Genomic DNA, 15,156 nt, shown 5'->3' on the forward strand with positions numbered 1-15,156 from the left:
CCAACCGCCACCCAATAAAAAAGGACGCAGCCTCGCGGCTGCGTCCATCGTGAGCCCTGCCGGGAGAGAGTCGGCAGGACTTACTTGACCTCGAACTCCTGCGGCGTTCCAGCCGCCTTGCCATCGACGGTGACCTCGGCGCGGTACTTGCCGGCCGGCCAGCCCTTTGCATTCTTGAACGTGACGTTGGTGGTTTCCGCGCCGCTGGTGTTCAGGGTCGCGTTCTGTTCGCCGGCCACCTGGCCGTCCTGGAAGGTCAGCTTGGCACCGACGTTGACATTGTTGGCGGCGCCGTCGGTCTTGACCGAGACGATGACGTCATCCTTCGGTGCGAACAGTGCCGCCGGTGCAACCGACTTGTCGGCGGCGGCGGTCTTGCCCACGGTGACAGCGGACACGCTGACCGCAGCGGCTTCGGCCATCGGCGGCGGTGCGCCGGTCATCGGGGCCGGTGCCGCCGGCTCGGCCGGGGCAGTGGCTGCCGGTGCGGCGTTGCTGTCGGTCGACTCTTCCTTCTTCTTGCAACCGACCAAGGCAACGCTGCCCAGCAGGGCGGCGATCAGGGCGGTCTGGAGCGGGGTGGTCTTGATCATTCGGGGTTCCTCCCAGGGATTGTCGGACGGCGTTCGATCGCCGGCTTACTTCGGCGGCAGTTTCAGGGTCTGGCCCGGGAAGATCTTGTCCGGGTCATCAAGCACATCGCGGTTGGCTTCGAAGATCTTCTTCCAGGCATTGGCGTCGCCCAGATGCTGCTTGGCGATCTTCGACAGCGAGTCACCCTTCTGCACGGTGTAGGTGCCGCCGCTCACAACGTCGGCGGTGCTGTCCACCGAAGCGCTGACGCCGGAGAAGTCCGCCTTCGGCACCTGCTCGGCGGTACTGTCGACGCTGCCACTGACGCCGGAGAAATCGGCTTTCTTCTCGGTACTCATCCACAACTCCCGTCTGCATGACTACGTGGTTCGCACGTTGCCATGGCGGTTGTTAAATGGGGATGGTGCAGATGTGAAGCCGCCCCCGGGGGCGGCTGAACAATCGGGAGAGCCGGTGCCCGGTAGTGCCGGCCGCTGGCCGGCCTGCCCTGGCCTGGACGCGGGTTCCTTGCGGTTGCCGGCCAGCGGCCGGCACTACCCGTAATCGCCTGCGGCGGTTATTGCCGCAGTTCGCGGTAGGTCGCGGCCGGGGCAGCGATGCCGGGGCTGGCCCGCCAGGGATTGATATCCAGGCCACCACGGCGGGTATAGCGGGCCTCCACTTCCAGCCACTGCGGCTGGCAGCGCGCGGACACTTCGCTGAAGATCCGCTCAACGCACTGCTCGTGGAACTCGGCGTGCTCGCGGTAGCTGACCAGGTAGCGCAGCAGGCCCGCGCGGTCGATCTTCGGCCCGCGGTAACGCAGGCTGACGGTCGCCCAGTCCGGCTGGCCGGTGACCGGGCAGTTGGACTTCAGCAGCGCCGAGACCAGGGTCTCCTCCACCACCTCGCCAGTGTCGGCCGCGAGGAAGTCCGCCTGCGGCGGACCGTAGCAGTCGATCTCCACGTCCAGCCCGTCGATGGATTCGCCGAGCGGCGTCTCACGCAGGCCCGGCAGGCCGAACTCGACCTGGACCGGCGCACCGGCGCAGGCTGACAGGTCAGCCACCAGGCGCTCGCGCAGTGCCTGGGCGCTGTCGATGCGGGTGCTGTTGAGGGAGTTGAGGTACAGCTTGAACGACTTCGACTCGATCAGCCGCGGCGAGGTGCACGGCACCTGCACGGTGGCGACGGCGACCTGCGGCTTGCCACGCGGGTCGAGCCAGCTCAGCTCGAAGGCATGCCAGCGGTCATGGCCGACGAACGGCAGCGCAGCGTCATCGAGGCCGATCTCGGCGCGGGCGCCGATGCGCGGGATGGGAAACAGCAGGCCGGGATCGTACTGCGACGGGTAACTGACCTCGCGACCGAGGCTGGAATCCTGTGGGGTGTTCATGGGGGTCATTGTATCGCGCCAGAAGCGGGCCTTCGGCCGGGCCGGCCAACGGCGGAGCCCCTCCGTGGTGGGTGTGTTGGTTGGTCGCGGAAGGCGGTCTATCGGCTTGGCCGGGTGGGTAGGCGGGTCGGGGGACGCCGTAAACCCGTCCTTGGGGGCTTGGCCGCGGCATCCATGCCGCGGACACCCACGCCCCGCCTACCCACCCGGCCCCTGACAGTTCCCTACGCGCGGCCGCCACCACGGGAAAGATCAGAAAATCAAAATCAGAATCCGATCCTTCAGACGTTCATGACGTCCGCCGTGCCGACCAACGGTCGGCACCCACCAACAGCAGCGGGCACCAACAGCCGCGGACAACTGTTGAAGGCGGGGTGGGTCCGGTTGAGGGGGTGTCCGCGGCATGGATGCCGCGGCCAAGCCCCCAGGGACGGGTTTACGGCGCCCCCCTCAACCGGACCCACCCCGCCATCCCACGGAATGCCCGCTTTTGACGTTGCCGTTGCCGTTGCTTCGGTGGGTGCAGGGCTGCAAGCCCTGCCTGAAACCCTCAGCCAGCGGGGGTGCCCGCACCGTTCAAGTAATCCAGGCTCACCTGCAGCAGCGCGCGGAATCCAACATCCAGCGCCTTCTCATCCAGCAGGAACTTCGGCGAATGGTTGGCCGGCGCCGTTGCGGGGTCGATGCCCACGCTGGTCGAACCCACGAAGAAGAACATGCCCGGCACTTCCTTCGCGTACAGCGAGAAATCCTCCGCACCCATCTGCAACGGCGGCTCGTACACATTGTCCTTGCCCACCACCGCCTGCAGGCTCGGCAGCATCTTCGCGGTCAGTGCCGGATTGTTCACCGTGGCCGGGTTGCCATCGGCCTCGTAGATCTCGGTTACCGCCTTCGCGCCGTGCGCGGCAGCTGTGTGCTCGGCCACGTTGCGCAGATCGGCGAAGATCTGCTGGCGCATGCCTTCGTCGAAGGTGCGGATGGTACCGACCATCTCCACTTCATCGGGAATGATGTTGTAGCGGATGCCACCGTTGATCGCGCCGAAGGTCAGCACCGCCGGCTGCTTGGACAGGTTGGCGCGGCGGCTGACGATGGTCTGCGCGGTGCCGACCAGATCAGCGGTGGCGACGATCGGATCGACACCGTTCCACGGCGCCGAACCGTGCGTCTGGCGCCCGATCACCTTGATCCCGAACCGGTCCGAGGCGGCCATCAACGGGCCGCCGCGCACGGCGATCTGCCCCACCTGCACGCTGGAGAACACGTGCAGGCCGAACACCGCTTCCGGCTTGAAATCGGCGAACAGGCCTTCCTTCAGCATCAGCGCGGCGCCACCCTCTTCCGGCGGCGGTGCGCCCTCCTCGGCCGGCTGGAAGATCAGCATCACCTGGCCCGGCAGGTCCTTCTTCATCGCGACCAGTGCTTCGGCCACGCCGAGCAGGGTGGCGGTATGCGCGTCATGGCCGCAGGCATGCATCACGCCCACCGTCTGTCCGCGGTACTGGTCCGTGGCCTTGGAGGCGAACGGCAGGCCGGTCTGCTCGGTCACCGGCAACGCGTCCATGTCCGCGCGCAGCGCGATCTTCGGACCTGGCTTGCCGCCTTCGATGATCGCCACCACGCCGTGATGGGCGATGCCGGTCTTCGGCTTCAGGCCCATCGCACGAAGGCGCTTGGCGACCTCGGCCGAGGTGCGTGCCTCGCGGTTGGACAACTCCGGATGCTGGTGGAAGTCGCGGCGCCATTCGACCACCTTGGCCTGCAGCCGCTGCGCGGCGGCGGTCACCTCCGGGCGCTGCCCGTCCTGGGCGTGGGCAAGGGCCGGCAGGGCCAGCAGCAGGGCGGACAGCAGCAGCGAACGGCGCATCGCAATCTCCACAGCAGAAGGGTTCCAGCTGAATGTAGGGCAACACCGCCGCCACGGGAACCTCCGGCGCTGGATCCGGTCTTAGCGCCCGTCCCATCCGTCATGCAGGAAACGTGATGTGGCACAGGTATGCTTTGCGCATTGCCCCGGCGTCCCGCCTGGTCCAGCCCTCTCGGAGTCCTCGTAATGTCACGTGTTTGGAAGATCGTGCTGCTGGTCGTGGCAGTGCTGGTGCTGGCCGTGGTCGGCCTGCGCGTCATGGGCGGGGGCAAGGACAAGGCCGGTGGCGCAGCGGCGGGCGCGCGCCAGGGCGGCGAGGATCCGAATGCCGGTCCAGTACCGGTGACCGTGGTGGATGCCACGCGCCAGGACGTGCCGGTGTATGCCAGCGCGCTGGGCACGGTGACCGCGATGAACACCGTTACCGTCAGCCCGCAGGTCGGCGGCCAGCTGATGAGCCTGAATTTCCGCGAAGGCCAGGAAGTGAAGCAGGGTGATGTGCTGGCGGTGATTGATCCGCGCACGGCCCAGGCCAGCTATGACCAGGCCGCTGCGGCCAAGCGCCAGAACGAAGCCCTGCTGGCCACCGCGCGCTCCAACTTCCAGCGTTCGAACGCGCCGGAGTATCGCCAGTACGTCGCCAAGACCGATTTGGATACACAGCGAAACCAAGTGGCACAGTACGAAAGCGCGGTCGCAGCGAACGAGGCCAGCATGCGCTCGGCGCAGGTGCAGCTGCAGTACACCAAGGTCACCGCACCGATCACCGGCATCGCCGGCATCCGCGCGGTCGATGCTGGCAACGTGGTCAACGCCGGCACCGCGCTGGTCACGCTGACCCAGATCCATCCGATCCACGTGCTGTTCAACCTGCCCGAGCGCCAGCTCGGCGACGTGCGCCAGGCGCAGGCCGCCGGCACGGTGCCGGTGGCCGCGCTGGACCGTGCCGATTCGCACGTGTTGTCCGGCGACGGCAAGCTCGACGTGGTCGACAACCTGATCAGTGCCGACAGCGGCACGTTCAAGGCGCGTGCCCTGTTCGACAACACCGACAACGGCCTGTGGCCGGGCCAGTTCGTCAATGTGCGCATGCAGCTGCGCACGATTGCCGGCGGAGTGGTCATCCCCACCCAGGCCGTGCTGCGTGGCCCGGACGGCGAGTACGTCTACATCGTGCAGGGCGACAACACGGTAAAGATGCAGACCGTGCGCAGCGGCGTGGAAGTGGGCGACAGCCAGGTGCAGATCGCCGAAGGCCTGAAGGGCGGCGAGCGGGTGGTCAGTGAAGGCCAGTTCCGCCTGAAGCCAGGCAGCAAGGTCACCGCGCTGAAGCCGGGCGAGACCCCGGCCGCACCGACCGAGGCCGAACTGAAGGCGGCCGAGCAGAAAAACGCGGGCGGCGGTGGCCGTCGCGGTGGTGGCCCGCGCTGAGCGCAGGCCACTGATCTCCCTCGCGCCGGCGACCCTGCCGGCGCCGACATTGAAGTGCCAGCAAGGATCAGTCCGTGGGCTTTTCGACGATCTTCATCCGCCGCCCGATCGCCACCTCGCTGTTGATGGCGGGCCTGTTGCTGCTCGGCATCCTCGGTTACCGCAAGCTGCCGGTGTCGGCGCTGCCGGAAATCGATGCGCCCAGCCTGGTGGTCACCACCCAGTACCCCGGCGCCAACGCCACCACCATGGCGTCGCTGGTCACCACCCCGCTGGAGCGCCAGTTCGGGCAGATTTCCGGGCTGGAGCTGATGACCTCCGACTCGTCGGCCGGGTTGTCGACGATCATCCTGCAGTTCTCGATGGACCGCGACATCGACATCGCCGCGCAGGACGTGCAGGCGGCGATCCGCCAGGCCACCCTGCCCTCGTCGCTGCCCTACCAGCCGGTCTACAACCGGGTGAACCCGGCCGACGCGGCCATCGTCACCCTGAAACTGACCTCTGACACGCGCCCGCTGCGCGACGTCAACAATTACGCCGATTCCATCCTGGCCCAGCGCCTGTCGCAGGTGCAGGGCGTCGGTCTGGTTTCGATCGCCGGCAATGTGCGCCCGGCCGTGCGCATCCAGGTCAATCCGGCGCAGCTGTCGAACATGGGCCTGACCCTGGAGCAGCTGCGCAGCGCGCTGACCCAGGCCAACGTCAATGCGCCGAAGGGCTCGTTGAACGGCAAGACGCAGTCCTACAGCATCGGCACCAACGACCAGCTGGCCAGCGCCGCCGAGTACCGCGACACCATCATCAGCTACAAGAACGGCCGCCCGGTGCGGCTGTCGGACGTGGCCGAGGTGATCGATGGCGTGGAGAACGACCAGCTTGCCGCCTGGGCCGACGGCAAGCCGGCGGTACTGCTGGAAGTGCGCCGCCAGCCCGGTGCCAACATCGTGCAGACCGTCGAGCGCATCCGCGCGATCCTGCCGCAGCTGCAGGGCGTGCTGCCGGCCGACGTGCACCTGGAGATCTTCAACGACCGCACCGAGACCATCCGCGCCTCGGTGCATGAAGTGCAGTTCACCCTGATCCTGACCATCGGCCTGGTGGTGGCGGTGATCTTCGTGTTCCTGCGCCGGTTGTGGGCCACGATCATCCCGTCGGTGGCTGTGCCTTTGTCGCTGGCCGGCACCTTCGCGGTGATGGCCTTCGCCGGCATGTCGCTGGACAACCTCTCGCTGATGGCGCTGGTGGTGGCCACCGGCTTCGTGGTCGACGATGCGATCGTGATGATCGAGAACATCGTGCGCTACATCGAGCAGGGCAAGAGTGGCAAGGAAGCGGCCGAGATCGGCGCGCGCCAGATCGGCTTCACCGTGCTGTCGCTGACGGTCTCGCTGGTGGCGGTGTTCCTGCCGCTGCTGCTGATGCCCGGCGTCACCGGCCGCCTGTTCCACGAGTTCGCGTGGGTGCTGAGCATCGCCGTGGTGCTGTCGATGCTGATCTCGCTGACGCTCACCCCGATGATGTGCGCCTACCTGCTCAAGCCTGACGCCCTGCCCGAGGGCGAGGACGCGCATGAGCGCGCGGCAGCCGCCGGCAAGCAGAACCTGTGGACGCGCACCGTCGGCCTGTACGAACACAGCCTGGACTGGGTGCTGGGCCACCAGCGCCTGACCCTGGCCGTGGCCGGCGGCGCACTGGTGCTGACCGTGCTGCTGTACGTGCTGATTCCCAAGGGCCTGCTGCCCGAGCAGGACACCGGCCTGATCACCGGCGTGGTGCAGGCCGACCAGAACATCGCCTTCCCGCAGATGGAGCAGCGCACCAAGCAGGTCGCCGAGGCACTGCGGCACGATCCGGATGTGACCGGCGTGTCGGCGTTCATCGGTGCCGGCAGCATGAACCCCACGCTCAACCAGGGCCAGCTGTCGATCGTGCTGAAGGAGCGCAGCCAGCGCGATGGCCTGGACGCGATCCTGCCGCGCCTGCAGAAGGCGGTGGCCGGCATTCCGGGCGTGGCGCTGTACCTGAAGCCAGTGCAGGACGTGACCCTGGATACCCGCGTGGCCGCCACCGAGTACCAGTACTCGCTGTCCGACGTGGATTCGGCGACGGTGGCGACCCAGGCCACGCGCCTGACCGAAGCGCTGCGCAAGCGTCCGGAACTGGCGGACGTCGACAACAACCTGTCCAACCAGGGCCGCGCCCTGGAGCTGAACATCGACCGCGACAAGGCCAGCGTGCTGGGCGTGCCGATGCAGACCATCGATGACACGCTCTACGATGCGTTCGGCCAGCGCCAGATCTCGACCATCTTCACCGAGCTCAACCAGTACAGGGTCGTGCTGGAAGTGGCGCCGGAGTTCCGCACCAGCACCGCCCTGATGGAGCAGCTGGCCGTGGCCTCCAACGGTGCCGGCGCACTGACCGGCACCAACGCCACCAGCTTCGGCCAGGTCACCTCGTCGAACTCGTCGACCGCCACCGGCATCGGCGCGCAGAACACCGGCATCACTGTCGGCGCCGGCAACATCATCCCGCTGTCGGCGCTGGCCGAAGGCAAGGTCAGCAGCGCGCCGCTGGTGGTCAGCCACCAGCAGCAGCTGCCGGCGGTGACGGTGTCGTTCAACGTGGCACCGGGCTATTCGCTGTCCGAAGCCGTGCGTGCGATCCAGGAAACCAAGGACAGCCTGGACATGCCGACCCACCTGCATGCCGAGTTCATCGGCAAGGCCGCCGAATTCACCGGCAGCCAGACCGATGTGGTGTGGCTGCTGCTGGCCTCGCTGGTGGTGATCTACATCGTGCTGGGCGTGCTGTACGAGAGCTACATCCACCCGATCACGATCATCTCCACGCTGCCGCCGGCCGGTGTCGGCGCGCTGCTGGCGCTGATGCTGTGCGGCCTGAGCCTGTCGGTGGACGGCATCGTCGGCATCGTGCTGCTGATCGGCATCGTCAAGAAGAACGGCATCATGATGGTCGACTTCGCGATCGAGGCGCGCCGCGCCGGTGCCAACGCGCATGAAGCGATCCGCCGTGCCTGCCTGCTGCGCTTCCGCCCGATCATGATGACCACCGCCGCGGCCATGCTGGGCGCGCTGCCGCTGGCGCTGGGCACCGGCATCGGCTCGGAACTGCGTCGCCCGCTGGGCATCGCCATCGTCGGTGGCCTGCTGCTGTCGCAGCTGGTGACCCTGTACACCACGCCGGTGATCTACCTGTACATGGAGCGCTTCTCCGAGTGGCTTGCCCGCCGCCGCGAACAGCGTGCGCTGCGCAACGGTTCGCTGCAGGAGCCGCAGGCATGATCCACGCCCCGCTGCTGCGGGGGGCCGCACGATGAACCTGTCCGGCCCCTTCATCCGCCGCCCGATCGGCACCGCGCTGCTGGCCATCGGCCTGTTCATGGTCGGCCTGATCTGCTACCTGCGGCTGGGCGTGTCGGCATTGCCGAACATCGAGATCCCGGTGATCTTCGTGCATGCCAGCCAGTCCGGCGCCGACGCGGCGACCATGGCCTCCACGGTCACCGCGCCGCTGGAACGCCATCTCGGCCAGCTGCCGGGCATCGACCGCATGCGCTCGTCGAGCTCGGAAGGCAGCTCGCTGGTGTTCATGATCTTCCAGAGCGGCCACAACATCGATTCGGCGGCGCTGGACGTACAGACCGCGATCAACTCGGCACAGGCCGACCTGCCCTCGGGCATGGGCTCGCCGATGTACCAGAAGGCGAACCCGAACGACGACCCGGTGATCGCCATCGCGCTGACCTCGCAGACGCAGTCGGCCGACGAGCTGTACAACGTCGCCGATTCGCTGCTGGCGCAGCGCATCCGCCAGATCAGCGGCGTTGCTTCGGTCGACATCGCTGGCGCTTCGACGCCGGCGGTGCGCGTGGACGTCAACCTGCGCCTGATGAACGCGCTGGGCCTGACCGCCGATGACCTGCGCAACGCCGTGCGCGCGGCCAACGTGACCTCGCCCACCGGCTTCCTCAGCGATGGCAACACCACCACTGCGATCATCGCCAACGACTCGGTCGCGCGTGCCGCCGACTTCGCCGACCTGGTGGTCAAGACCCAGGGCGACGGCCGGGTGATCCGCCTGAAGGACATCGCCAACGTCTACGACGGCCAGCAGGATGCCTACCAGGCCGCGTGGTTCGACCACAAACCGGCGGTGGTGATGTACGTGTTCACCCGTGCCGGCGCCAACATCGTGGAGACCGTGGACCGGGTCAAGGCACAGATCCCGACCCTGCGCGACTACCTGCAGCCGGGCACCACGATGACGCCGTACTTCGACCGTACGCCGACCATCCGTTCGTCGCTGCATGAAGTACAGATCACCCTGCTGATCAGCCTGGCGATGGTGGTGCTGACCATGGCGCTGTTCCTGCGCCGGCTGGCACCGACGCTGATCGCCGCAGTGACCGTGCCGCTGTCGCTGGCCGGCGCCGCGCTGGTGATGTACGTGATGGGCTTCACCCTGAACAACCTGAGCCTGCTGGCGCTGGTGATCGCGATCGGCTTCGTGGTCGACGATGCGATCGTGGTGATCGAGAACATCATGCGCCACCTCGACGAGGGCATGCCGCGCATGCAGGCGGCGCTGACCGGTGCCCGCGAGATCGGCTTCACCATCGTCTCGATCACTGCCTCGCTGGTGGCGGTGTTCATCCCGCTGCTGTTCGCCAGCGGCATGATGGGCGCGTTCTTCCGCGAGTTCACCGTCACCCTGGTCGCGGCCATCGTGGTCTCGATGATCGTCTCGCTGACGCTGACCCCGGCGCTGTGCAGCCGCTTCCTCAGTGCGCACGACCACAGCGCGCCGCCGTCGCGCTTCGGTCGCTGGCTGGATGCAGGCCACGAGCGCATGCTGCGCATCTACACCGTGTTCCTCGACTTCTCGCTGCGCCACGCGCTGCTGATGTCGCTGACCCCGTTGATCCTGATCGGCGTCACCGTGTTCCTGTTCGGGGCGGTGAAGAAGGGTGCGTTCCCGCCGCAGGACACCGGCCTGATCTGGGGCCGCGCCAACTCCAGCGCCACGGTGTCCTTCGAGGACATGGTCGCCCGCCAGCGCCGCATCACCGACATGCTGATGGCCGACCCGGCCGTGAAGACCGTGGGTGTGCGCCTGGGCAGCGGCCGCCAGGGCTCCAGCGCACAGTTCAACATCGAGCTGAAGTCGCGCAGCGACGGCCGCCGCGAAACCACCGCACATGCGTTGGCGCGACTCAGTGCCAAGGCCGACCGCTACCCGGACCTGCAGCTGCGCCTGCGCGCGATCCAGGACCTGCCCAGCAACGATGGCGGCGGTTCCAGCCAGGGCGCGCAGTACCGCATTTCCCTGCAGGGCAACGACCTGGCCGCACTGCAGGAATGGCTGCCCAAGCTGCAGGCGGAACTGAAGAAGAACCCGAAGCTGCGCGACGTCGGCACCGACGTGGACAATGCCGGGCTGCGCCAGAACATCCAGATCGACCGCGCCAAGGCCGCGCGCCTGGGCATCACCGTGGGTGCCATCGATGGCGCGCTGTACGGTGCGTTCGGCCAGCGCCAGATCTCCACCATCTATTCGGACATCAACCAGTACAGCGTGGTGGTCAATGCACTGCCCTCGCAGACCGCCACCCCGGCGGCGCTGGATGAGGTGTACGTGCGTGCGCGCAACGGCGACATGGTACCGATCACCGCGGTGGCCACGCAGATGCCCGGCCTGGCGCCGTCGCAGATCACCCACGAAAACCAGTACACGACGATGGACCTCAGCTACAACCTGGCTCCGAACGTGAGCATGGGTGAGGCCAAGGCGATCATCGATGCCACCGTTGCCGGCATGCGCATGCCCGGCGACATCCGCCTGGCCGACGATGCGGGCTTCGGCTTCAATTCCGATCCCAGCGACATGCTGATCCTGGTGCTGGCCGCGATCCTGACCGTGTACCTGGTGCTGGGCATGCTCTACGAGAGCCTGATCCACCCGGTCACCATCCTGTCCACGCTGCCGGCGGCGGGCGTCGGTGCGCTGCTGGCGCTGTTCGGCACCAACACCGAGCTGTCGGTGATCTCGATGATCGCGCTGGTACTGCTGATCGGCATCGTCAAGAAGAACGCGATCATGATGATCGACTTCGCGCTGGTGGCGCAGCGCGAGCATGGGCTGGCACCGCGCGACGCTGCGCGCGAGGCCAGCATCGTGCGCTTCCGCCCGATCATGATGACCACGATGGTGGCCATCCTGGCGGCGGTGCCGCTGGCGATCGGCCTGGGTGAAGGGTCCGAACTGCGCCGACCGCTGGGCATCGCGATGATCGGCGGCCTGCTGTTCTCGCAGAGCCTGACCCTGCTCAGCACGCCGGCGCTGTACGTGATCTTCTCGTGCCTGGCCGAACGCTGGCGGGCACGCCGCGCACGCAGGCGCGAGGCGAAGCTGCTCAAGCGCGCGCAGCGGGCCTAGCTCGGTAGAGCCGGCCGCTGGCCGGCTTCCTCCGTACAACGAATCTGCCGGCCAGCGGCCGGCACTACCGTGGTGGTCCGCCCTCCATATTTCACGCGCGCCCCGCAATAATGGTGGCAGATCCTTCCACCGAGCCTGCATGCCCGCCCGACAATCCCGCCTCAGCCGCCTCTGGGCCCACGAGAAGGCCAGCTACGGCCTGCGCGTGTTCATCGCGCTGGCCACGGCCGTTGCCGTGTGCTGGCAGTTCGATGCGCTGACCGCCCTGCCCGGTGTGTTCCTGGGCATCATCGCCAGCGCCATCGCTGAGACCGACGACAACTGGTGGGGCCGGACCAAGGCCGTGGCGCTGTCGCTGCTGTGCTTCTGCATTGCTGCGGCCTCGGTGATCTGGCTGTTCCCGTGGCCGTGGATCTTCATCGGCGCGCTGGCGCTGTCCACCTTCGGCCTGACCCTGCTCGGTGCGCTCGGCGAGCGCTATGCGTCCATTGCCCAGGCCACGGTGACCCTGGCGATCTACACCATGATCGGCCTGGAACAGCACGGTGCCAGCGACCTGCACAGCGCGCTGGAAGCGGTCAGCCACCTGCTGGCCGGCGCAGTCTGGTACGGCCTGCTGTCGATCCTGTGGACCGCGCTGTTCGCCAACCGGCCGGTACGTGAGCGCGTGGCACGGCTCTACCAGGAACTGGGCCGCTACCTGCAGCTGAAGGCCGCGCTGTTCGAACCGGTGCGCGAAGCCGACCTGCAACGTCGCCAGCTCGACCTGGCCGAACAGAACCGCCGCGTGGTCGGTGCACTGAACGAAGCCAAGACCGCGATCCTGGCCCGCTTCGGCCGCTCCGGACGCCCCGGGGTGAACTCCGGCCTTTACCTGCGCCTGTACTACATGGCGCAGGATTTCCACGAGCGTGCCAGTTCCTCGCACTACCCGTATGGCGCGCTGGTGGACGCGTTCTTCCACAGCGATGTGCTGTACCGCTGCCAGCGCCTGCTCGACCTGCAGGGCCAGGCCTGTGCCCGCCTGGGCGAAGCGATCCGCCTGCGCCGTCCGTTCGTATACGGCGAAAGCAACCAGCAGGCCGGGCGCGACCTGGCCGATGCGCTGGCCTACCTGCGCGACCAGCAGCGGCCGCAATGGCAGCGCCTGCTGGGCTCGTTGGACCTGCTGGTGCACAACCTGCGCAGCATCGAACGGCGCCTGCTGGATGCTGAACGCTCCGAAGCGAGCCTGGACAACGTCGATACCCGCCTGCGCGACAGCAACCCACACACCCTGCGCGAGATGGGCGTGCGCATCCGCCAGCAGCTCACGCCCGGCTCGGTGCTGTTCCGGCATGGCCTGCGCATGGCGCTGGCGCTGATCGCCGGCTTTGCAGCGATCCGCCTGTTCAATGCGCAGAACGGTTCGTGGGTGCTGCTGACCATCGTGTTCGTGTGCCGGCCCAACTTCGGCGCCACCCGCCAGCGCCTTGCCCAGCGTATTGTCGGCACCTTGGCCGGCCTGGTACTGACCTGGGCACTGCTGCAGCTGTTCCCGCAGCTGCACGTGCAGCTGCTGATCGCCCTGCTCTCTGCGCTGCTGTTCTTCTTCACCCGCACCGACCGCTACCTGGTGGCGTCGGCGGCGATCACGGTGATGGCACTGACCTGCTTCAACCTGATCGGCGATGGCTTCGTGCTGATCGTGCCGCGCATGGTCGACACCGTGCTGGGCTGCGCGATCGCAGCGGCGGCAGCATTCCTGATCCTGCCTGACTGGCAGGGCCGGCAGCTGCATCTCGTCCTGGCACGCGTGCTGGACACTGCCGCTCGCTACCTGGATTCGGTGCTGGACCAGTACCGCAGCGGCATGCGCGACGACCTGGCCTACCGCATCGCGCGGCGCGACATGCACAACGCCGATGCCGCGCTATCCACCGCACTGTCGAACATGCTGCGTGAACCCGGCCATGTGCGCCGCAATCTGGATGCTGGCTTCCACTTCCTGGCGCTGTCCAACACGCTGCTCGGCCATCTGTCGGCGCTGGGCGCGCATCGCGACCAGGTGGACAGCTATGCTGGCGACCCACTGGCATTGGCGGCCGGTGAGCGCGTGCGCAAGGCACTGCAGCAGCTGGCCTCGGCCCTGACCGCGCGGCAGCCGGTCGCGGAAGATGACAACGACGCCGACCGCGCGGTGGCGGCCGAGCTGGAGCAGATCGACGAGGCAATGCCGCCGAAACTGCAGCTGATCCGTACGCAGATGGCGCTGGTGCTGCGCCTGCTGCCGAAGGTGCGGGCAGCGGCCAATGAAGCGGTAACCAGCCTGACCTGATCCCTCACCGCTGAATCAGGCACGCCATCCGCGCGTGGCGTGGATCCGCTGCGCCGTGTGCAACGGCGCGTTGCATCCAGCGCTGCAGTTCGATCACGCGGCCACGCGGATACTGGGCAATCCCCCGCTCCGGATCATCGCCATGAAAATCGAACTCAGCGACCGCACCGCGCTGGTGACCGCCTCCACCGCCGGCATCGGCCTGGCCATCGCCCAGGGCCTGGCCGCCGCAGGCGCGCGCGTCATTCTCAATGGCCGCAGCACCAACAGCGTCGAGCGCGCCCGCCAGCACCTGCTCGCCACCGTGCCTGGAGCCGACGTGCTCGGCGTCGCCGCCGACCTCTCTGATGCGGCCGGTGTCGAAGCACTGTTGGCCGGCCTGCCCAAGGTCGACATCCTGGTCAACAACGCCGGCATCTTCGGCCCACAGGACTTCTTCGAGACCGATGACGCGACCTGGGAGCGCTACTGGCAGACCAATGTGATGTCCGGCGTGCGCCTGTCGCGTGCGCTGCTGCCGGCGATGGTCGATGCTGGCTGGGGCCGCGTGCTGTTCATTTCCTCCGAATCGGCGCGCAACATCCCCGCCGACATGATCCATTACGGGGTCAGCAAGACCGCGCAGCTGTCGTTGTCGCGCGGCCTGGCCAAGCGCGTGGCCGGCAGTGGCGTCACCGTCAACGCGGTGCTGCCCGGCCCGACCCTCTCCGATGGTTTCGCGGCGATGTTCGAGGATGAACGCCAGCGCAGCGGCAAGCCGCTGGAGCAGATCGGCCGTGAGTTCGTGATGGCGCACCGGCCTTCCTCGGTGATCCAGCGTACTGCCACAGTCGAAGAAGTGGCCAACATGGTGGTGTACCTGGCCTCGCCGCAGGCCTCGGCGACCTCGGGTGCCGCGCTGCGCGTGGATGGCGGCGTGGTCGACGATATCGTCTGAGGCGGCTGGAGGTGTGCGGACCAACGGTCCGCACCCACATCGGTCCGCACCCACATCGGTCCGCACCCACAGGTCCGCACCCACAGTCGTGGGGCTTCAGTAGATCCACGCCATGCGTGGATGCATCCCGCCATGGTCCCGACGGGTGGGCAGGAATGCTAGGCTGCGCC

At 67.5% G+C, this 15,156-nt stretch carries 9 protein-coding genes; 5 read left to right on the forward strand and 4 right to left on the reverse strand.

Annotation, left to right across the window (positions count from 1 at the left end; all coding sequences use genetic code 11):
- Positions 1-80: 80 nt before the first annotated feature.
- From AB1281_RS17975 to AB1281_RS17990, 4 genes are all read right to left on the reverse strand, one after another.
- Entirely contained in the window at positions 81-593 is a 513-nt protein-coding gene (locus AB1281_RS17975; RefSeq protein WP_430346570.1) for a hypothetical protein, read from the reverse strand.
- Between the two features lie 45 nt (positions 594-638).
- Positions 639-932 carry a LysM peptidoglycan-binding domain-containing protein gene (locus tag AB1281_RS17980; RefSeq protein WP_005419771.1) on the reverse strand — a complete coding sequence of 98 codons (294 nt, stop codon included), beginning with the start codon at positions 930-932 and terminating at the stop codon, positions 639-641.
- Positions 933-1,150: 218 nt separating this feature from the next.
- The gene (gene queF / locus AB1281_RS17985; protein WP_430346571.1) at positions 1,151-1,969 is read right to left on the reverse strand and encodes an NADPH-dependent 7-cyano-7-deazaguanine reductase QueF; all 819 of its coding nucleotides are present in this window, start codon (positions 1,967-1,969) and stop codon (positions 1,151-1,153) included.
- Between the two features lie 550 nt (positions 1,970-2,519).
- A complete protein-coding gene (locus AB1281_RS17990) occupies positions 2,520-3,839 on the reverse strand; it encodes a M20 family metallopeptidase (RefSeq protein ID WP_430346572.1) in 1,320 nt (439 codons plus the stop codon).
- A gap of 186 nt (positions 3,840-4,025) precedes the next feature.
- Here AB1281_RS17990 and AB1281_RS17995 point away from each other — a divergent pair, with 186 nt between their 5' ends.
- From AB1281_RS17995 to AB1281_RS18015, 5 genes are all read left to right on the forward strand, one after another.
- Positions 4,026-5,270, forward strand: a complete 1,245-nt coding sequence (locus tag AB1281_RS17995; protein WP_014038718.1) for an efflux RND transporter periplasmic adaptor subunit — start codon at positions 4,026-4,028, stop codon at positions 5,268-5,270.
- A gap of 74 nt (positions 5,271-5,344) precedes the next feature.
- The gene (locus tag AB1281_RS18000) at positions 5,345-8,578 is read left to right on the forward strand and encodes an efflux RND transporter permease subunit (protein ID WP_430346573.1); all 3,234 of its coding nucleotides are present in this window, start codon (positions 5,345-5,347) and stop codon (positions 8,576-8,578) included.
- 31 nt (positions 8,579-8,609) lie between these two features.
- Complete coding sequence (locus tag AB1281_RS18005) at positions 8,610-11,732, forward strand: efflux RND transporter permease subunit (RefSeq protein ID WP_014038720.1); 3,123 nt, start codon at positions 8,610-8,612, stop codon at positions 11,730-11,732.
- Between the two features lie 139 nt (positions 11,733-11,871).
- Positions 11,872-14,049: a YccS family putative transporter gene (gene yccS / locus AB1281_RS18010; RefSeq protein ID WP_430346574.1), complete on the forward strand. Its 2,178-nt coding sequence runs from the start codon at positions 11,872-11,874 to the stop codon at positions 14,047-14,049.
- Positions 14,050-14,191: 142 nt separating this feature from the next.
- The gene (locus AB1281_RS18015; protein WP_430346575.1) at positions 14,192-14,986 is read left to right on the forward strand and encodes an SDR family NAD(P)-dependent oxidoreductase; all 795 of its coding nucleotides are present in this window, start codon (positions 14,192-14,194) and stop codon (positions 14,984-14,986) included.
- Positions 14,987-15,156: the final 170 nt, after the last annotated feature.

Origin of the sequence: Stenotrophomonas sp. NRRL B-14846 (genome assembly GCF_050473585.1) — a bacterium.
Taxonomy (GTDB): domain Bacteria; phylum Pseudomonadota; class Gammaproteobacteria; order Xanthomonadales; family Xanthomonadaceae; genus Stenotrophomonas.

Bases quoted from the DNA above. Each gene is read 5' to 3' on its own strand.
- AB1281_RS17995 (WP_014038718.1), top strand. From the start codon at position 4,026: ATGTCACGTGTTTGGAAGATCGTGCTGCTGGTCGTGGCAGTGCTGGTG.
- queF (WP_430346571.1), bottom strand. From the start codon at position 1,969: ATGAACACCCCACAGGATTCCAGCCTCGGTCGCGAGGTCAGTTACCCG.
- AB1281_RS18015 (WP_430346575.1), top strand. From the start codon at position 14,192: ATGAAAATCGAACTCAGCGACCGCACCGCGCTGGTGACCGCCTCCACC.
- AB1281_RS17980 (WP_005419771.1), bottom strand. From the start codon at position 932: ATGAGTACCGAGAAGAAAGCCGATTTCTCCGGCGTCAGTGGCAGCGTC.
- AB1281_RS17990 (WP_430346572.1), bottom strand. From the start codon at position 3,839: ATGCGCCGTTCGCTGCTGCTGTCCGCCCTGCTGCTGGCCCTGCCGGCC.
- AB1281_RS17975 (WP_430346570.1), bottom strand. From the start codon at position 593: ATGATCAAGACCACCCCGCTCCAGACCGCCCTGATCGCCGCCCTGCTG.
- yccS (WP_430346574.1), top strand. From the start codon at position 11,872: ATGCCCGCCCGACAATCCCGCCTCAGCCGCCTCTGGGCCCACGAGAAG.
- AB1281_RS18005 (WP_014038720.1), top strand. From the start codon at position 8,610: ATGAACCTGTCCGGCCCCTTCATCCGCCGCCCGATCGGCACCGCGCTG.